Source organism: Chitinophaga vietnamensis, from assembly GCF_902167635.1.
GTDB classification, from domain to species: Bacteria; Bacteroidota; Bacteroidia; order Chitinophagales; family Chitinophagaceae; genus Chitinophaga; species Chitinophaga vietnamensis.
The window spans coordinates 14,040-32,009 of sequence record NZ_CABHMS010000008.1; the positions used below are offsets into that span (position 1 = coordinate 14,040).

The window sequence follows — 17,970 nt, forward strand, 5'->3', positions numbered from 1 at the left end:
GGGGAATTGACCGAAGGTTATAAAAACTTATCTTTGTCGTTTATGGAACAGTTAGTACAGCAAATAACAGCGTATAAAGAGGAAATACAGGCCTTTGTGCCTGCCACCGCCGCCGACCTGGAGCAATACCGTATCAAATTCCTGGGCACAAAAGGCATTGTGAAAGCCCTTTTCGGGGAAATGAAACAGGTCCCTAATGACCGGAAGAAAGAATTTGGCCAGATACTGAACGAGTTTAAACAGCTGGCGGAATCCCGCTATGAGCAGTTCGGTGAGCTGAAAGAGGCGGCGGGCGCTGATAAAGCTGATATTGACTATACCTTGCCGGCGGCACCACACCGGCTGGGCACCCGCCATCCTATCAGCCTGGTGCGCAATAAGATCATCCGCATATTCGAGCGCCTTGGTTTCACCATCGCCGAAGGCCCGGAGATCGAAGATGACTGGCACAACTTCACAGCACTTAATCTGCCTGAAAACCACCCTGCACGCGATATGCAGGATACTTTCTTCATCAGCAAAAACCCCGACTGGCTGCTGCGTACACAAACTTCTTCTGCCCAGGTAAGGGTAATGGAAGCCGGCAAACTGCCGATCCGCATCATCAGCCCGGGACGTGTATACCGCAATGAAACGATTTCCGCCCGTGCACACTGCTTCTTCCACCAGGTGGAAGGTTTGTACATCGACGAAAATGTTTCCTTCGCCGACCTCAAACAAACGCTGTATCACTTCGTGAAAGAGATGTTCGGAGAGAATACCGGCATCCGTTTCCGCCCTTCCTATTTCCCGTTCACAGAGCCGAGTGCAGAGATGGATATCTCCTGCTTCATCTGCGGTGGTACCGGCTGTTCTGTATGTAAACAAACCGGTTGGGTAGAGATATTGGGTTGTGGTATGGTGCATCCCAAAGTGCTGGCCAACTGTGGCATCGACCCTGAAAAGTACACCGGCTTTGCCTTTGGTATGGGTATAGAACGTATCACGATGTTGAAATACCAGATCAAAGACCTGCGGCTGTTCTCTGAAAACGATACCCGTTTCCTGGAGCAGTTCGAGGGTACCGTATAAAAATTGTTGCATGATACAATCCATCGCTGTATGCGGCGCCGGCACCATGGGCGCCGGCATTGCACAGGTAGCGGCTTCCAGCGGATTTACCACGATACTGTTCGATATCGAGGCCGGTATGCTCGAAAGGGCCAGGGCCCAGATCGAGAAAAGCCTCGGTGCGGCTCTTGAAAAAGGCCGGCTCACAGCTGCCGACAAGGAAAGCATCATCCGCAGGATCTCTTTTACTTCCCGCATTGAAGACTGTATCACCGAGGTAGTGATAGAAGCCATCGTAGAAAAGCTCACCGCGAAAACCGCGCTGTTCAACCAACTGGCCGAGATCAATCACTCCGAAACCATCTTCGCTACTAACACCTCTTCCCTGTCGGTATCTGCGATCGCAGCGTCTGTTGCGGTAAATCCGTCAAGAGTGGCTGGTATGCATTTTTTCAACCCGGCGCATGTGATGAAGTTGGTAGAGGTAGTAAGCGGTACGCAAACTGCCGCCCACACCGCAGATACGATATATGCGCTGGCACAGCAGATGGGCAAAACGCCCGTGCATGTGAAAGACTCGCCCGGCTTTATCGTGAACAGGGTGGCGAGGCATTACTACCTTGAAGCCATGCGCATCGCGGAACAGGGGCTCGCCGATTTCAGCACAATCGATCATCTCCTTGAAAGCGCCGGGTTCAGAATGGGCCCCTTCGCCCTGATGGACCTCATCGGCAACGATGTAAACCTGGCAGTATCACAATCGCTGTACGAAGCATTTGATCATGCGCCCCGCTTCAAACCCAATGTACTGCAAGAGCAGCGCGTAAAGGAAGGCAAGCTGGGAAGAAAAACCGGCCTCGGTTTTTACCGCTATGAAAAATGATGTACACGCCTGTTGTATAAAATCCCAATTCCAAAAATCATAGCTATTTTTGGGGGTACTTATGTAAAAAGAATTTTCTTCTCATGATCTTGGTAACCGGCGGAACTGGTCTTTTAGGCAGCAACTTAATTCGTTCTTTGGTAGAAGCAGGCAAACAGGTGCGTGCTTTGTACCGTAAATCGCCCGCTGCCGGTTTACAGGATATCCAACACAAGATCGACTGGTTTCAGGCAGATATACTGGATGTATGCGCCCTGGAAGAAGCTATGGCGGGCATTGAGCAGGTATACCACTGCGCTGGCGTAGTATCGTTTACGCCAGGTAATAACCAGCTGTATAAAGTGAATGTGGAAGGCACAGCTAACGTAGTGAACCTCGCCATCGACGCCGGCGTGAAGCGGCTCGTGCATGTAAGCTCTGTAGCGGCCATTGGCAGGGCCAAAGAAGGCAAGATGATTGATGAGGAATGTGAGTGGGAAGAAAGCAAACATAATTCACAGTACAGCATCAGCAAATACCTGGGTGAGATGGAAGTATGGCGCGGCATGGCCGAAGGGCTTGAAGCCGTGATCGTCAATCCTTCCATCATCCTTGGCAGCGGCTTCTGGAATGATGGTTCCAGCGCCGTATTTAAAAATGCCTGGAAAGAATTTCCCTACTATACCGAAGGCGTGAACGGCTTCGTGGATGTGCAGGATGTAGTGAAAGCGATGATGCTGTTGATGGACAGTACTATAAACGAAGAGCGTTTCATTCTCTCGGGCGATAACTGGAGCTACCGGCAGCTCTTCACCGAAATGGCTACGGCCATGGGCAAGCGGCCTCCCCACAAGCTGGCCACTCCTTTCATGACGGGCATCGTATGGCGTATGGAACGCCTCAAATCCATGTTTACAGGCAAGCCTTCCCTGATCACAAAAGAAACGGCGCATACGGCCCAGCTGAAGGTATATTACCGCAATAACAAGATACTGGATGCCCTTCCTTCCTTCTCTTATACCCCTTTACAAAACACCGTACGCAGGTATAGCGAGGCTTTTGTAAAGGATCACTCAACGAAGTAACAAGGCTGCGATAGCAGCGGCAATAACGGTTTGCACAGGCTCCTCGATGTCTTTGCTGAACCAGATGCGCGGCGTTTTGCCGGGGATCACTGCTGCGATGGTTTGCTTGCGGTAGTGAAACTCATAGCATACATTTTCATAAGAATTGACCACGCCGAAGTAGTTATGTGCGGTGATACGGTACTCCTGGTCGCCGGAGCGGAGCAGGCCTGCGGGCTTGTTATCGTTCAATTCGAGGTATGATGATGTTTTGAGGATCATTTCCCAGCGATTTAAAGGCTCATTTTTCACACCATTGAAGAGGGCATAGAAAAGTACGGCATTGCCCTGTAAACGATCTAAATAGGCGGGTAAATCGCGGTTTGAGAAGGATATCCTGTTGGTGTTCATGGTTTGCACCAGCAGCTTCTCTCCTTTGCCGCTCAGGTGAAAGCTGAAAGGTTTGGAAGGGGTGGCGGCAAAGCCCACATTCATCTCTTCGTTGATGCCGTTTTTTCTTGAGGAAGTGGTATAAGCGCAGAAAGAGATGGTTTTTGCAGTGAACCAGCCATCATCAATCCGCGTGCGGCATATGTTGGCAGTATCATAAAGCTCGTCCTTCACCCTTGATTGCGCCTGGGTAAAGATGGCATAGCAACAAAGCAGCAGCAATAAGACGGAACGCATGATCGTGAGAATTTATGGATTTGATGATTTACGGATTTAGGGATTTAGATAAATCCGTAAATCATCAAATCCGTAAATCATTAAATATTTTTCAGTTTTTCCCACATCTCGGGGATACGTTTGATCCAGGCCAGTTCTTTTTTCTTTTCGCGGGCCTCTTCAGCGGGATAGCCGAAATATACCTTGCCGCCATCGAGAGAGCTTGGAACACCGCTCTGTGCCAGTACTACAGCATTGCGGCCGATGGTGAGGTCTTTCGATACGCCTACCTGTCCCCAGAGGATCACATTGTCTTCGATGTTGGCTTTACCACCTACGCCTACCTGTGCCGCGAAGAGGCAGTTTTTGCCAACGATGGTACCATGCCCGATGTGGATCATATTGTCGAACTTGGTGCCACGGCCAATGATGGTATCACCGCTCACGCCTTTATCGATCGTGCAGCCGGCGCCTATCTCCACATCATCTTCGATGATCACGCGGCCGCAGCTTTCGAGCTTGTCGTACATCACTTCGCGTTCTGCCCTTTTCTTGAAATAGAAAGCATCTGCGCCGATCACGGTGCCTGCATGGATGATCACGTTGTCGCCGATCACGCTATGATCGTAGATGGTAACGTTAGGATGGATCAGGCAGTTGCGGCCTATGCGCACATGATTGCCAATGAATACGTTAGGTTGTATCACAGTGCCTTCTCCTATCACTGCGGTATCGCTCACGGCTTTGGTAGCCGGCTCAAAAGGGCGGAAATGTTTTACCAGTTTTACATAAGCACTGAAAGGATCATTCAGTACCAGTAATGCCTTACCATCCGGACAATCCACCTTCTTGTTGATGATGATGATGCTTGCTGCGGAGTGAAGACTGGCATTGTAGTATTTTTCAAAATCTACAAAAGAGATATCTCCCGGTGTAACCTTGTGTATTTCATTGATGCCGGTAGCCATCAGCTGGCTGTTGCCAACCAGCTCTGCGCCTATGAGCGCCGCGATTTCTGTTACGGCAACTGGAGCTTCGAACTTCATATGATCTGAATTATGAAATGAGATTAAAGTGCGACAAAGGTAGTAAATCAACGAGTGTAACAACGAAAATATGGCGTTAGATGGATGATGTTTTGCAAGGAGCAGACTGTTGTTATCCACAATTATTTTAGTGATGTGAATAAAATTTTTTGTAAAATTTTTCTTTTGTCATGAAATTCTTTTTAATATTGTGTAGGGAATTTTGTTTCCCTGTACTTACTAACCCATTCACATAATAAGAAAGTCTGATTGTTGTCACGATCAGACTTTTTTTATTGCCCTTGAAACCCGCGTCAATACAGCATTACAGCCAATGGCATTTTTTTCTCTCTATCTATCATCACAACAACATGTATCATTTTTTACAGCTCAAGGGGTAAGATATGAAAATGGGGGCGGGTCGGTTTTTTCGATTTTTCAGCTTTCAAACGGTGCAAATCTGAAGATCAGGGCAAATTTTTTTTGTTAAAATCTGCCCTTAACAAAAAAGCAGGCTTAGATAGCTTTGCTGAACAGTTGTGAGTCGGGCAATTTTCGCCATAATCGCGCATCAAATGCCATACATATATTGCGGATGAAAGGCCTGCCAGCAGGCGTCACCACTACTTTTCCGGGTAACACGGTTACCAGTCCGTCCTTTTCTAGTTCTTTCAATCGCTCCAGCCCTTCAACGATCGCATCGCATTGTGTATCGGCTTTATGCCAGGAGGTCTCGAACCTGCACATGAGGTTGTGAATATGACGGCGTAACAACAGATCTTCCGGTGTGAGAATGTGACCGCGCACAACAGGAAAATTTCCGCTGTTTACCTGCTCCTGCCAGGCGCTGGTATGCTTCTCATTCTGCACATAGGCGTACCAGTTATCTCCGATGGAAGACGCGCCCAGCCCCACTAACAGCGAAGTATGCGATACCGTATAACCCATGAAATTGCGATGCAGTTTACCAGTAGCAGCAGCGGTATGCAGCTCATCATCCGGCAGCGCAAAATGATCCATTCCTATCTCGGTGTAACCGTGGGCGGCAAAGCATGTTTTGCCCTGCTCGTAGAGCTGCCGCTTGGCATCATCACCTGGCAGGTCTGCTTCGTTGTACTTGCGTTGTCCTACTCCCTTGATCCAGGGCACATGTGCATAACTGTAGAAAGATATCCTGTCGGGCCGCAGCTGCATCACCTGGTTCACAGTATTGGCCATACCTGCTGTTGTTTGCAATGGCAAACCATAGATAAGGTCGAGATTGATGGAGCTGAAACCTGTTTCCCTGGCGGCTTTCACGGCGGCATCTACTTCTTCAAAAGGTTGTACCCGGTTAATGATCTCCTGCACTTTCGGATCAAAATCCTGTATGCCTAAACTGATACGCCGGAAACCCAGCGCGTATAATGTTTCAAGATGCGCCCTGGTAGTATTGCCCGGATGACCTTCAAAACTCAGCGACGCCCCGGGGAGTAAGTCGGCATGCGCATAAATACCTTGCAACAAGGCGACCAGGCGCTCGGCGCTGAAAAAAGTAGGCGTACCTCCGCCGAGATGTATCTCGCGGATACGGGGCCGTTCGCCGAAGACAGCTACATACATCTGCCACTCCTTCAGCAAGGCTGCGATGTAAGGCCCTTCTACGGTGTGGTTAACCGTAATATGCTTGTTACAGCCACAGTAAGTGCACATCTTTTCACAGAAGGGAAGATGTATGTAGATACTGATACCCTGTGTGCTATTCGACTCCCGGAACGATTGGCGCAACAGCATTTTCCAGTCGCCGGCATGAAAGTTTTGTTCATCCCAGTAAGGAACGGTAGGGTAGCTGGTATACCGCGGTGCGGCTACATTGTATTTGCTGATAAGGCTCATAAATTAAGGTTTATGACAGTGTTCAAAAACTTTTTCCTGTTGAGGGTGCATCACGGGGCTCACGTAAGGAATGCCGAGGTTCATGCCGCGCAGGATGAGCAGGATGCCCATGATGCCGATCATCACCGGCACCGTGCGGCGCAGGCGATTTCGTATTCCCAGGCTCAGCAACTGCCCGAAGCAGGCCACAGCGGTCATGGCAGGCAAGGTGCCGGCGCCGAATGCAGCCATGAACAGCATGCCGTGCAGGGCATCGCCGGTGGCCACGGCGCCGGCAATACCTAAGTACACCAGCCCGCAGGGTAACAAACCATTTAAGAAACCTATAGCATATAAGGCGCTGAAGCGTTGCGATTGCAACAATGCGCCCAGTGAAGACCTGATCCTGCCCGTCAGCGCACCGGGCAACTGCGGCCCGTTGAAATGCACGCCGGCTGCATATTTCAACAATAATATCAACAACAACAGCGTGCCCATAGCAATTGATAGCCATTGCTGCAAACCACCCACATACAAGCGCTGTCCCAGCCATCCGAAAAGCAGGCCTCCCAGCGCATAAGCGCTCGCACGGCCTGCATTGTACAACAGGATGCCGGTCATCTTTTTCATGCCCGCAAGATGCCGCACCGGCAACGTAAGTGCGATAGGGCCGCACATCCCTACGCAATGAAAGCTGCCGGCAAAGCCCAAGAGAAAAGCAGAGAGCAGGAACATCGGCATCAGTTAATGTGAAAGGATTGCTCCTGGTAATAAGCTTTATCGTTCATCGTCCATTGCAGCTTCACTTTGTAGGCGCCCCTGATGAAACGCTCCCTGCCTACGCGCTGGCGGCCATTGGCATCAGGTTGCAGGGGCAGCTCAAAATCTCTTCTGGAATCAGAAGGGCGATAGAAACGGATGGTGCCGGAAAGCGCGCGCCCCCGCAGCTCCTGCGGCAAGGTGATGATAATGCTGTCGCCGGGCTGTGCAATGCTTACTGGCGCCGACAAGGCATCGGCATTGTTACGCCCGTCGATCACCTGCTGATACTTCAGCTCTTCGCTGTAGTAGTCGGGCGTTACCATATCAATGCGTGCGCGCATGCTTTTGGTGACCAGCGTGAGCATACCGGCCGCAAAAACAATGAAAACGATGGCTATCTTATGTCCCCAGTTCATAATGATCAATTTTATTCCGCAGGGCCTAAAAAAGTAGTAGGCAGTCCTGCGATTCTGTTATTATGTTGATAGATTCCTACGGTAAGGGATGATTTCCGGTGTTGTATGGCGTTTTTAGGTAGAATGATGAAGAAGGTGCCTTCCCCCTGCCCTTCTGCTTTTACATGAATGAGCGGCTTGCCTGCGATCTCGATATGGCCGGGCGTATTTTCCAGGCGTAAGGTTAGAGGTATGTCGGCAGCTGTTTTGTTGATCAGTTTGATGCGGTACAGGTTGGACACGCTGTCATGCCCGCGTTCCTGGTACAACATACCTGTGGTGCGCATGATAGTGCCGCTCACCGGCTTGCGGCTTATCAGCATAAAGGTGATGGCGCCGAGCAGTATGGTGAGAATGGCGGAATAGATGCGTAATCTTGGTGTGAAGCGCAGCGGCTCTTTGTTGGCAATGCCATTCTCGGAAGCATAGCGGATCAATCCTTTCGGCCGTCCTGTTTTCTCCATCATAAAATCGCATGTGTCTATACATGCAGTGCAGTTCACACATTCCAGCTGGGTGCCATTACGTATATCTATTCCCGTAGGACATACGTGTACGCATTGCAGGCAGTCGATGCAATCGCCTTCGGCGCGTTGCGCATCTTTACGGTATTTGCCGCGTGGTTCTCCCCTTTTGTAGTCGTAAGCAACGAGCACAGAATTTTTATCGAGCAGCACGCCTTGCAGGCGCCCGTAGGGGCAAACGGCGGTGCATACCTGCTCGCGCATGAAGGCGAACACGCCATAGAACACGCCGGAAAATACCAGGATGGCGGCCAGTCCGCCGGTATGCTCATTCACTGGCCCGGTGATGATCTTTACTAGTGCTCTTCCTCCAATGATATAGGCAAGAAAGGTATTGGCTATAATGAATGATAAGGCATAGAAAGCAAGATGTTTACCTGTTTTGCGGATGATCTTGTCCGTATTCCAGGCTTGCTGTTGCAGCCGTTGTTGTTGTGCGGCATTGCCTTCTATCCAGTATTCGATGCGGCGGAACAGCATTTCCATGAAGATGGTCTGCGGGCACATCCAGCCGCAGAAGAGGCGGCCGAAGGCCATGGTGAACAGCACAACAAACAGAATGAATGTAAGCATAGCCAGCCCGAAGATGAAGAAGTCCTGCGGCCAGAAGATAGCGCCAAAGAGAATAAATTTTCCTTCTACTACATTCAGCATAAATAAGGGCCTGCCATTTATAGAGATAAACGGCAGGCTGAAAAAAACACTAAAATAGAAGACGCTGAGAAGGCTGCGGATATTGTACCAGCGGCCTTTCGGCTGTTTGGCGAATACCCACTTGCGCTTCCCTTGTTTATCAACGGTGGTCAGACTGTCTCTGAATGTGCTGTCGTCCATAACTTATTCTTTTTCTCCTTGCGGCGCTTTCGGGTTCGGCGGGTTGCTACCGTGTATGGATTTGACGAAGCTGGCCAGCTGTGCGAGCTGTTTGGGAGAGAAATCTTCCTGCCAGGCCTTCATGCCTTTATCCTGTACGCCGTATTTGATCGTTTTAAAAATGTCGTTGATCTTACTGCCATGCAGCCAGTAATCGTCGGTGAGGTTGGGGCCTACAACGCCCTGCCCTTGCGGGCCGTGGCAGGGAGCGCAGGTAGATACGAATATTTTTTGTCCGGCCTCGAGGTCGGCGGCATCAGTGAGTTGCTTCACATTGTTTTCGTCGATCTTGTTAGCGGCGTTTTTCAGGTATTCCGCTTTGGCGATGGCGGCCTTCTCTTCTGCCGCTGCCAGTTCTTCCAGCTGCGTGGGAGCGCTGTGTGATACATAACCACGCCAGAGGTATACCACGGCAAAGCATATACTGAAATAAAAGCCCCATTTCCACCACGGCGGCGTAGGGTTGTTCAACTCGCGGATACCATCGAAATTGTGGCCCATATCCTCTTCAGCTTCGGTGGCGGCATCCAGTGTTTTGGTGTTGTTCACCTTCTCCAGCCAGGATACACGGGGCTTTCCGGGCAGGGCCGCTTTTTCCGGTTTTTGTTTCCGCTTGATGCCTACCAGGTAACGGAGCATAAATAACAAACTGATGATCACAAACAGTTCCAGAAAGATGACGGAAACGAGCAGCCAGAGGGATGTTTGAGACAGTGTGCCATGGGTGACCGACTCCTGTGCGGAAGCGCGCTTCGCCGACAAGGCAATGAAACCCAAGGTGAGTAATATTTTGTTCCCCTGCTGTTTCATCTTCTCCCTGAAAATATCCATCGCGCCAATCACTGCATTGGCCAATACGCCAATGGCGATGAGCAATGCAATGATCACCACCAGCAAGGTGAGCGCCACAGGATCAGAGAGCTCGGAGGGTTGAGGACGCCCTTCTGCCACCACCTGGAGGCTGCATAGCAGGCCGGCGCCGAGTATATAAAGAGATTTCAGGTTCATATCATGTTACATTTACAGAGATTATTTTTCATCATTGTCCAGCGGTATACGGCTTACGTGATCTACCATTTGTTTGTCGGCGCTGAAGGCCCACCATGCTGCTGCAACAAAGAAGATGGTGAATATCAGCAGGGATGCCAGCGGGTAAATACTGACACCTGATATCGACTCGAGGTAATTGATGAATTTCATGATCCGGTATTTTAAAAGTCAGTGTTAGCGGTAGCTGGCGCAGGCTTGGGCGCTGATTTAATATCTTTCCCCATCCTTTGCAGATAGGCGATCAGCGCTACAATTTCGCGGTCGGGGCCTACCGGCAGCTTATCCTTTTTCAGGTTGGCGGTGATTGCTGCGGCTTGTTTGTTCAGGTCGTCGATGGCCTTTGTTTCATACCCGTTCGGATAAGGCACGCCCAGCTTGCGCATCACATTGATCATAGCCGGCGTCTTGCTTTTATCGATGCGGTCTTCAAAGAGCCAGGGATAAGACGGCATGATAGATCCTGGCGACATGGACGTTGGGTCAAGCATGTGGTTGTAGTGCCATGAATCCGGATATTTGCCACCGATCCGCGCGAGGTCAGGGCCAGTGCGCTTGGAGCCCCACTGGAAAGGGTGATCGTATACAAATTCACCAGCTTTGGAATATTCGCCGTAACGAGCTACCTCGTCGCGGAAAGGGCGTATCATCTGCGAGTGGCAGGTATAACATCCTTCTCTCAGGTAAATATCCCTGCCATGTAATTCCAGTGGTGTATAAGGTTTCACGCTGCTGATGGTGGGGATATTACTTTTTATCAGGAAGGTGGGCATCATTTCCAGGATACCTCCTATGGCCACTACTACCAGGCTGAATACCACCAGCTGTATCGGCCTGCGTTCGATCCAGTTGTGCCAGTGCGATTTGCCATGTGTGGCAATTACTTTGGGCAGAGGCGCCGCTTCGGCCGCTTCATTGGCTACGAAAGTGCCGCGGCGTATCGTTTTTGTGAGGTTCACGATGGCCAGCACCAGGCCGCTCAGATAGAGGGCGCCACCCAGTGCACGCAGGGCATACATCGGCACGATGGTCGTCACCGTTTCAAGGAACTGGTATTTCAGCTGTCCTTCTTCGGTGAACTGTTTCCACATCATGCTTTGTGTGAAGGCCGCCCAATACAGTGGTATCACATAAAAGATAATGCCCAGCGTGCCGATCCAGAAGTGGGTGTTAGCCCATTTGCGGGAATATAATTGTGTAGAGAAAAGACGGGGAATGAGCCAGTAGAGGATACCGAAGGTGAGGAAACCGTTCCATCCCAACGCGCCTACGTGCACGTGTGCGATAGTCCAGTCGGTATAATGGCTGATAGCGTTCACATTCTTCAATGATAACATTGGTCCTTCGAAAGTGGCCATACCATAGCAGGTGAGCGCCACCACAAAAAATTTCAGGATGGCATCTTCTCTCACCTTATCCCATGCGCCGCGCAGTGTGAGCAAACCGTTGAGCATACCGCCCCATGATGGCGCAATGAGCATGATAGAGAACACTGTGCCCAGCGACTGCGCCCATTCGGGCAAGGCAGTATACAACAGGTGGTGCGGGCCCGCCCAGATATAAATAAAGATCAGTGACCAGAAGTGAATAATAGACCAGCGATAAGAATACACAGGCCTGTTGGCAGCCTTCGGCACGAAGTAGTACATCAGCCCGAGATAGGGCGTGGTAAGGAAGAAGGCTACGGCATTATGGCCATACCACCACTGTACCAGCGCATCCTGCACGCCGGCATACCAGGAATAGCTTTTAAATAACCCTAACGGATACTCGAAAGAGTTGACAATATGCAGCATCGCGATAGCCACCCAGGTACCGATATAGAACCAGATTGCCACATACAGATGTGATTCGCGCCGCCGCAGGATAGTGCCCAGCATGTTGGCGCCAAACACCAGCCATACCAGCGTGATCGCGATATCAAAAGGCCATTCCAGTTCGGCGTATTCCTTGCCGGTAGTGTATCCCATGAAGAGGGTGAGCGCGCCGCCTGCGATAATGGCCTGCCATCCCCAGAAGTGTAACTTGCTGAGCGCATCACTGAACATGCGTGTTTTACAGAGGCGTTGTAAAGAATAATAAACACCCATGAAGATACCGTTACCAACGAATGCAAAGATGACGGCATTCGTATGCACCGGCCGCAAACGGCCAAAGGTAGTAGGGGCAAAACCGAGGTTCATATCAGGGATCACCAGCGCCAGTGCAGCCCAGAGGCCCGCCAGCATGCCGATCAGCCCCCAGAACACACAAGCATAGGCAAACCATTTGACCGTGCGGTTGTCGTAATAAAATTTTTCGAGTAACATAGTGTTGCTTAATTGGTTTCGGAATGATCTTTTTTATCGTCGAAAAGAATACGATGCGCCGGAGAGAAATCATCTTCGAACTGCCCGTTCCGTACCGACCAGATGAAGGCCGCCAGGAACCCGATGGCAACGGTAAGGCTTGCGCCCAGCAAGAGTATGATTACGCCCATGGTAAAATATTTTATCGTTACTTGACCAGCAGGAAACGCGCGGTTTCCAGCGCCTGTAAGGCATGTATTTCGTTGGCGCCGAAAGTGAACACATCGCCGGATTCCAGCACCGTTATATTTTCGTTCAGCATAAAAGCGATCTTCCCTTCGAGTACCAATATCATTGCATCTGTGGCTGAAGTATGCGGCGGTATCTGCCGCCCTTGCTGCATCACCACCAGGTGCGCACTGAAACGCGCTGTCTTCAGTACGGCATAACTTTTAACTGGTTCGCTGGTGATCATCTGCAATACATTCATGGCTTTCATCTGTACAATTTGCGAAGGTCTTTTGATCGGCTGTAAGCGGCATGGGGCGCCCGTTGCGGGCAACACCAGATGGTGTTGCCCGCCCATTTCAATACGGGCACTCCTCTTAAATGCTTAGATGATCACAAAGGTAAAATGGCGCTATCGTAGTGGCTATGATATTGCTCAACCTGAAACATGACTTTTGTCAGGCTCCTGTGAAGCCGCACTGCGCAACAGTTTGCGACCCTGCCACTCACTCATTGTATAAGTGAGTAACACGATGCTGATAGAGCTGGCAGGCATGAGTATCGCCGCTGTTAATGGCGATAATACACCCTGCACCGCGAAATACAAACCGGTTATATTATAGAGTACCGATATCCCGAAACTGGCCAGTATAATACGTTTGCTGGCTTTGCACAATTTGATGAACGCTGGTAACATCGGCAGTTGCCGCGCTTCCAGTATGCCATCGCTGGCAGGTGTGAAGTTGTTGCTGTCTTCCGTCAGCGAGATGCCGATATCGCTCTGTTTCAATGCCCCGGCATCATTCAGCCCGTCGCCAATCATCATCACTTTTTGTTGCCGCTGTTGCAGGGAGATGATATAATCGAGTTTATCTGCCGGCTGCTGATTGAATAATAGGGTAGACTGCCGCCCCATCAGCTGGCGTAGCCAGGGCGCTTCGCGGTTGTTATCACCGGAGAGTACGGACAAAGAATATCGTTCTTTCAATTGTTGCATCAAGGGCTGGATACCGCTACGGTAGCTGTTGCGGATGGTGAACAATCCCATCAGCTTTTCGTTGATGGATACATATACTACACTGCCCTTGCTCTCCTGCTGCTCATAGGCGCCGGCAAACTCCGCACTGCCAAGCTTTACAAAATGTCCGTTCACCCAGCCACATACTCCTTTGCCGGTAAATTGCTGAAAGTCTGCCACCGCCTGCGCCGCCGGATTGCCGCAGTACGCGCGCACGGCCTCGCTCAGCGGATGCGGCGACTGCGCCGCTAACGCTGCGATCATCGCCTCTTGCGGCGGCGTCAGCGCAGTGCCATAGTAGATCACTGCTGCACCGGTTTTACCAGTGAGCGTACCGGTTTTATCAAAAACAATATGCCGGGCGTTGGCCATGTTCTCTATCGCCTGCGCATTGCGCAGATACAAATGGTGCCTGCTGAGAATACGCAAAATATGACCATGAGTAAAAGAAGCTGCCAATAACAGTGCACAAGGACAGGCAATGATCAATATTGCCGTAACAGCCGGCCAGATGCGGCTCGCATCATGCCATGCCCAATAAACGGCGCTAAGGGCGGCGATCATCAGCACTACCCAGGTAAAGTGCTGCCCCAGAAGATGTATGAACGAGGCATGTTTTTCTTTGCCCAGCTTCAGTTCATCGCGGTTCCAAAGGCTGGTGAGGTAACTCTGGGTAACTTCTTTGATCGTCAGTATCTCGATATTACCATCCAGCTGGCGGCCGCCTGCATAAATGATCTCCCCCACGGATTTCTTTACTGGCGCGGATTCGCCGGTAACGAAACTGTAGTCGATCAGCGCTCTGCCTTTTACCAGGATACCATCTGCAGGGATCAGTTCATTATTATGCAGCAACAAAGTATCGTTGACGTGAATGTCCGGTAATGGCACAGGTACCTGCTGTTCATCGCGGATAACGGTAACGGCTATAGGAAAATAAGCGGTGTAATCCCTGTCGAACGAAAGGCCCTGGTATGTTTTATCTTGCAGCACCCGGCCTGTCAGCATAAAGAAAACAATACCGCTCATAGAGTCAAAGTAGCCGGCATGGCCATGCGCGACTTCCACCACGCTACGCACAAAAGTGACGAAGATCGCCAGCACAATAGGTACATCGATGTTCAGGAAGCCGTGTTGAAGGCCCTTCCATGCTGACCGGTAGAAGGCTTGCGCGCTGTAGAAGAATACCGGCAATGCCAGCGCGAGATTCAGCAACTGGAACAGGCGTGCAGTCTTTTCATCTGCCCCGGAAAAATATTCGGGAAAACTCAACAGCATAATATTTCCAAAACAAAAACCGGCAACGCCCAACTGGTAGATCATGCTGCGGCTTATGCGTGGCTTTTTATCTTTAAGGTCCTGCAAACTGATGTATGGCTCATAGCCAATGGCAGTAAGTGTTTCCGCCACTCTTCTCAGCGAGGTTTGTTGCGGGGAGAAGATGATCAGCGCTTCTTTCCTGCTGAAATTGACGGTAACGCGTTGCACGCCTTTATTAAGCTGGTGCAGGTTTTCGAGCAGCCACAAACAGGAGCTGCAATGGATATGCGGGATATAGAAGGTGACATGCGTTTGTGTATCATTGCGGAACTGGATGAGCTGTTGCTGTATCTGTTCATCTTCCAGAAAAAGGAATTTATCCTGTCGTACCGCTATGCGTTGCGTGATGCCCGGCTGTTTGTTCAGATCGTAGTAAGTACAAAGGTCGTGCTGGTGGAGGATCTCGTACACCAGTTTACAGCCTTCGCAGCAAAAGGTTCTATTTTCCAGCTGGATGCGGGTATCCGGGCAATCTTCTCCGCAGTGGTAGCAGGCAATGCTGGCAGATGTTTCATGTGAGGTAGCCATGGCACAAAGGTATCAGCCCGGTTATGGGAGGGCAATGATATGTGTCAAGCTGAAAGATGATAAAAGTCAGGTTAATCCTGGAGGTTGGCAGTGCGCACGATTTCGTGCATATCGAGCAGGCGTATTTTCTTGCCTTCCAGCTCTATCATGCCATCTTTTTTAAATTCGGAAAGCAGGCGTATGGCGGATTCTGTGGCGGTGCCTACGAGGTTGGCGATCTCCTCTCTGGAAAGGCGTACGTTGAGGGTGAAGCCATCCGTTTCGAAGCCATAGGTTTCTCTAATGAAAAGGAGTGTTTCTGCGAGCCGCTCCCGTACCGGTTTCTGGGCCAGGTGAGTGATGCGCATTTCTGCTTTGCGCAGCTCGCTCGACAAGATGCGCATCATCTCGAAAGAGAGGGCGGCATCGTTTTGCAGGATTTGTATGAAGAGGTCTTTGGGGATGAAGCAGATAGCAGAATCTTCCAAAGCTGTAGCAGTGGCGGTATAGCGCTCGTTGCTCAGGAGCGCTTTGTAGCCCATGATATCGCCGGCTTTCACCAGGCGGATGATCTGTTCGCGGCCATCGTCGCCGCTGTGCGATAATTTAATCTTTCCGTCGTTGATACAGTACACGCCAAAAGGATAGGCGCCTTCGTGAAAGATCACCTGCCCTTTCTTGTAAGAAGAGCAAACCTTCGCGGCATCTATCTGGTCAAGATTGCTGGGTTCCGCCTTACAGAATATAGATGCAAAGCGGTCTTTGCATTGCTGGCATGCTGGATTATGAAACGGAGTACTCATATCGTGATTTGCAAAAGTACTAATTTACGGCTCCTTAACCAAAGTAAAAGCAGACGTGGCGTTTAAATATTATGTAATTTATAAACCATATGAGGTGCTGACAAGGTTTACACCGGAAGGCGGCAAATCCTGTCTGGCAGACTATTTCAAAGTACCGCCGGATGTATATCCAGTGGGCCGTTTGGACTATGACAGTGAAGGATTGCTGGTGCTAACGAACGACAAGGCACTGAACCACCGGGTACTGTCGCCGCGGTATGCGCATGAGCGGGAATACTGGGTACAGGTAGACGGCGCCGTAACTGCTGCTGCGGTGGCGCAATTGCAGGAGGGTGTACAGATCACGGTAGATGGAAAGCCTTATCATACGCGCCGTTGCAGCGCCAGTATATTTGAAGAAGAACCGCCGCTGCCGCCGCGTAACCCGCCGATCCGCTTCCGTAAAAGTATTCCTGCGCCCTGGATCAAAATGATACTACGGGAAGGCAAGAACAGGCAGGTCCGCAAGATGACGGCCGCCGTCGGCTTTCCTACGTTGAGGCTTGTCCGTTATCGCATGGAAAACCTTACCATCGCCGGCATGCAGCCCGGAGAGATGAAAGCGCTCAGTAAAGAAGAGATATTTAGGGATTTAAGGATTTGAGAATTTTCGAATTGGTTCAAATCAAGAAATCCTCAAATCCTCAAATAATCAAATTATTTAACTAGGTTTGTTGCCAACAAATTTCTATTATGCTGAAATCAATGACCGGCTTCGGAAGGGCAGAAAGCACAAGAGGCGAAACAAGTATTGTAGTGGAGATCAAATCGCTGAACGGAAAGCAGTTTGAAGTGAACCTGAAATTCTCTCCTTTGCTCAAACCTTATGAGTTTGATATCCGCAACATCATGCAGCAAACCTTGCAGAGAGGCACGCTGGATGCCACTATCAATATCCGCCAGAACGGCGCTACCCGCCCGGTCGTGATCAATACAGACCTAGCTAAATTCTACTATCAGTCTATCACCATGCTGGCCAACCAGCTGGAACTGCCCCAGGGCGATATGCTCAACATACTCATGAAACTGCCGGAAGTGGTATCTCCTGCTACCGAACAGATCACGGAAGATGAATGGAAAGATGTGGAAGAGACCTTGAGAGCCGCACTGGAAGATCTGGATGCACACCGTCAGGATGAAGGACAGATGCTGGAAGCAGACCTTATTCAGCGTATCACCAATATCGAAACCTATATGGTGAAGGTACGCGAGCTGGACCCGCTGCGTAAAGACCGTATCCGTCAACGCCTGGAAGGCTTGTTGGCAGAGCATGTAGGAAAAGAGAACGTAGATGCTAACCGCCTCGAACAGGAACTGATCTTCTATCTGGAAAAACTTGATATCTCCGAAGAGCTGTCACGCCTGGAAAACCACTGCCGTTACTTCAGGGAAATACTGAAAGAAACAGATCCTGCCAAAGGTAAAAAGCTTGGCTTCGTACTCCAGGAAGTAGGCCGCGAGATCAATACTACCGGCTCCAAAGCCAACGATGCCGGTATCCAGCAATGGGTGGTGCTTATGAAAGACGAGCTGGAAAAAGCCAAAGAACAAGTATTAAACGTTTTATAGTAAGGCGTACACACCA

18 protein-coding genes are annotated in these 17,970 nt (G+C 50.3%); 5 read left to right on the top strand and 13 right to left on the bottom strand.

The genetic code is table 11. The annotated features are described in order from the left end of the window. Positions 1 to 42 precede the first annotated feature (42 nt). The 3 genes from pheS to FPG75_RS20365 all read left to right on the top strand — a co-directional run bounded on the left by pheS (position 43) and on the right by FPG75_RS20365 (position 2,997). The gene (gene pheS, locus FPG75_RS20355) at positions 43 to 1,071 is read left to right on the top strand and encodes a phenylalanine--tRNA ligase subunit alpha (RefSeq protein ID WP_143309352.1); all 1,029 of its coding nucleotides are present in this window, start codon (positions 43 to 45) and stop codon (positions 1,069 to 1,071) included. 10 nt (positions 1,072 to 1,081) lie between these two features. After that, on the top strand, positions 1,082 to 1,933 hold the full coding sequence (locus FPG75_RS20360; protein WP_143309353.1) for a 3-hydroxyacyl-CoA dehydrogenase NAD-binding domain-containing protein: 852 nt from the start codon (positions 1,082 to 1,084) through the stop codon (positions 1,931 to 1,933). An 83-nt stretch (positions 1,934 to 2,016) separates the two neighbouring features. Next, positions 2,017 to 2,997: an NAD-dependent epimerase/dehydratase family protein gene (locus tag FPG75_RS20365; RefSeq protein ID WP_143309354.1), complete on the top strand. Its 981-nt coding sequence runs from the start codon at positions 2,017 to 2,019 to the stop codon at positions 2,995 to 2,997. Here the strand turns inward: FPG75_RS20365 and FPG75_RS20370 are convergent. From FPG75_RS20370 to FPG75_RS20430, 13 genes are all read right to left on the bottom strand, one after another. Beyond that, entirely contained in the window at positions 2,986 to 3,663 is a 678-nt protein-coding gene (locus FPG75_RS20370; RefSeq protein WP_143309356.1) for a hypothetical protein, read from the bottom strand. The genes FPG75_RS20365 and FPG75_RS20370 overlap by 12 nt on opposite strands. An 80-nt stretch (positions 3,664 to 3,743) precedes the next feature. Continuing rightward, the gene (locus FPG75_RS20375; protein ID WP_143309358.1) at positions 3,744 to 4,688 is read right to left on the bottom strand and encodes a UDP-3-O-(3-hydroxymyristoyl)glucosamine N-acyltransferase; all 945 of its coding nucleotides are present in this window, start codon (positions 4,686 to 4,688) and stop codon (positions 3,744 to 3,746) included. A 495-nt stretch (positions 4,689 to 5,183) separates the two neighbouring features. Continuing rightward, on the bottom strand, positions 5,184 to 6,542 hold the full coding sequence (hemN, locus tag FPG75_RS20380; protein WP_143309360.1) for an oxygen-independent coproporphyrinogen III oxidase: 1,359 nt from the start codon (positions 6,540 to 6,542) through the stop codon (positions 5,184 to 5,186). A gap of 3 nt (positions 6,543 to 6,545) precedes the next feature. Next, on the bottom strand, positions 6,546 to 7,256 hold the full coding sequence (locus tag FPG75_RS20385) for a sulfite exporter TauE/SafE family protein (RefSeq protein WP_161596864.1): 711 nt from the start codon (positions 7,254 to 7,256) through the stop codon (positions 6,546 to 6,548). A 5-nt stretch (positions 7,257 to 7,261) separates the two neighbouring features. Then, positions 7,262 to 7,699, bottom strand: a complete 438-nt coding sequence (locus FPG75_RS20390) for a FixH family protein (protein WP_143309364.1) — start codon at positions 7,697 to 7,699, stop codon at positions 7,262 to 7,264. Positions 7,700 to 7,710: 11 nt separating this feature from the next. Beyond that, positions 7,711 to 9,096 (bottom strand): cytochrome c oxidase accessory protein CcoG, encoded by a 1,386-nt coding sequence (ccoG, locus tag FPG75_RS20395; RefSeq protein ID WP_143309366.1) that lies wholly within the window; start codon positions 9,094 to 9,096, stop codon positions 7,711 to 7,713. 3 nt (positions 9,097 to 9,099) lie between these two features. Beyond that, positions 9,100 to 10,143 carry a cbb3-type cytochrome c oxidase N-terminal domain-containing protein gene (locus FPG75_RS20400; RefSeq protein WP_143309368.1) on the bottom strand — a complete coding sequence of 348 codons (1,044 nt, stop codon included), beginning with the start codon at positions 10,141 to 10,143 and terminating at the stop codon, positions 9,100 to 9,102. A gap of 21 nt (positions 10,144 to 10,164) precedes the next feature. After that, on the bottom strand, positions 10,165 to 10,335 hold the full coding sequence (locus tag FPG75_RS20405; protein ID WP_143309370.1) for a CcoQ/FixQ family Cbb3-type cytochrome c oxidase assembly chaperone: 171 nt from the start codon (positions 10,333 to 10,335) through the stop codon (positions 10,165 to 10,167). Positions 10,336 to 10,346: 11 nt separating this feature from the next. Further along, complete coding sequence (gene ccoN, locus FPG75_RS20410) at positions 10,347 to 12,491, bottom strand: cytochrome-c oxidase, cbb3-type subunit I (RefSeq protein ID WP_143309372.1); 2,145 nt, start codon at positions 12,489 to 12,491, stop codon at positions 10,347 to 10,349. 8 nt (positions 12,492 to 12,499) lie between these two features. Then, complete coding sequence (gene ccoS / locus FPG75_RS20415; protein ID WP_143309374.1) at positions 12,500 to 12,661, bottom strand: cbb3-type cytochrome oxidase assembly protein CcoS; 162 nt, start codon at positions 12,659 to 12,661, stop codon at positions 12,500 to 12,502. A 17-nt stretch (positions 12,662 to 12,678) separates the two neighbouring features. Continuing rightward, complete coding sequence (locus FPG75_RS20420) at positions 12,679 to 12,969, bottom strand: cupin domain-containing protein (protein ID WP_161596865.1); 291 nt, start codon at positions 12,967 to 12,969, stop codon at positions 12,679 to 12,681. Positions 12,970 to 13,134: 165 nt separating this feature from the next. Continuing rightward, entirely contained in the window at positions 13,135 to 15,564 is a 2,430-nt protein-coding gene (locus tag FPG75_RS20425; RefSeq protein ID WP_143309378.1) for a heavy metal translocating P-type ATPase, read from the bottom strand. 71 nt (positions 15,565 to 15,635) lie between these two features. Then, the gene (locus tag FPG75_RS20430) at positions 15,636 to 16,346 is read right to left on the bottom strand and encodes a Crp/Fnr family transcriptional regulator (protein WP_143309380.1); all 711 of its coding nucleotides are present in this window, start codon (positions 16,344 to 16,346) and stop codon (positions 15,636 to 15,638) included. A 55-nt stretch (positions 16,347 to 16,401) separates the two neighbouring features. On the opposite strand from FPG75_RS20430, the gene FPG75_RS20435 reads away from it, so the two are divergent. After that, positions 16,402 to 16,989, top strand: coding sequence for a pseudouridine synthase (locus FPG75_RS20435; RefSeq protein WP_143309382.1), 588 nt, complete (start codon positions 16,402 to 16,404; stop codon positions 16,987 to 16,989). An 89-nt stretch (positions 16,990 to 17,078) separates the two neighbouring features. Further along, positions 17,079 to 17,954 (top strand): YicC/YloC family endoribonuclease, encoded by an 876-nt coding sequence (locus FPG75_RS20440; RefSeq protein ID WP_143309384.1) that lies wholly within the window; start codon positions 17,079 to 17,081, stop codon positions 17,952 to 17,954. Positions 17,955 to 17,970: the final 16 nt, after the last annotated feature.

Bases quoted from the DNA above. Each gene is read 5' to 3' on its own strand.
- pheS (WP_143309352.1), top strand. From the start codon at position 43: ATGGAACAGTTAGTACAGCAAATAACAGCGTATAAAGAGGAAATACAG.
- FPG75_RS20360 (WP_143309353.1), top strand. From the start codon at position 1,082: ATGATACAATCCATCGCTGTATGCGGCGCCGGCACCATGGGCGCCGGC.
- FPG75_RS20365 (WP_143309354.1), top strand. From the start codon at position 2,017: ATGATCTTGGTAACCGGCGGAACTGGTCTTTTAGGCAGCAACTTAATT.
- FPG75_RS20370 (WP_143309356.1), bottom strand. From the start codon at position 3,663: ATGCGTTCCGTCTTATTGCTGCTGCTTTGTTGCTATGCCATCTTTACC.
- FPG75_RS20375 (WP_143309358.1), bottom strand. From the start codon at position 4,688: ATGAAGTTCGAAGCTCCAGTTGCCGTAACAGAAATCGCGGCGCTCATA.
- hemN (WP_143309360.1), bottom strand. From the start codon at position 6,542: ATGAGCCTTATCAGCAAATACAATGTAGCCGCACCGCGGTATACCAGC.
- FPG75_RS20385 (WP_161596864.1), bottom strand. From the start codon at position 7,256: ATGTTCCTGCTCTCTGCTTTTCTCTTGGGCTTTGCCGGCAGCTTTCAT.
- FPG75_RS20390 (WP_143309364.1), bottom strand. From the start codon at position 7,699: ATGAACTGGGGACATAAGATAGCCATCGTTTTCATTGTTTTTGCGGCC.
- ccoG (WP_143309366.1), bottom strand. From the start codon at position 9,096: ATGGACGACAGCACATTCAGAGACAGTCTGACCACCGTTGATAAACAA.
- FPG75_RS20400 (WP_143309368.1), bottom strand. From the start codon at position 10,143: ATGAACCTGAAATCTCTTTATATACTCGGCGCCGGCCTGCTATGCAGC.
- FPG75_RS20405 (WP_143309370.1), bottom strand. From the start codon at position 10,335: ATGAAATTCATCAATTACCTCGAGTCGATATCAGGTGTCAGTATTTAC.
- ccoN (WP_143309372.1), bottom strand. From the start codon at position 12,491: ATGTTACTCGAAAAATTTTATTACGACAACCGCACGGTCAAATGGTTT.
- ccoS (WP_143309374.1), bottom strand. From the start codon at position 12,661: ATGGGCGTAATCATACTCTTGCTGGGCGCAAGCCTTACCGTTGCCATC.
- FPG75_RS20420 (WP_161596865.1), bottom strand. From the start codon at position 12,969: ATGAAAGCCATGAATGTATTGCAGATGATCACCAGCGAACCAGTTAAA.
- FPG75_RS20425 (WP_143309378.1), bottom strand. From the start codon at position 15,564: ATGGCTACCTCACATGAAACATCTGCCAGCATTGCCTGCTACCACTGC.
- FPG75_RS20430 (WP_143309380.1), bottom strand. From the start codon at position 16,346: ATGAGTACTCCGTTTCATAATCCAGCATGCCAGCAATGCAAAGACCGC.
- FPG75_RS20440 (WP_143309384.1), top strand. From the start codon at position 17,079: ATGCTGAAATCAATGACCGGCTTCGGAAGGGCAGAAAGCACAAGAGGC.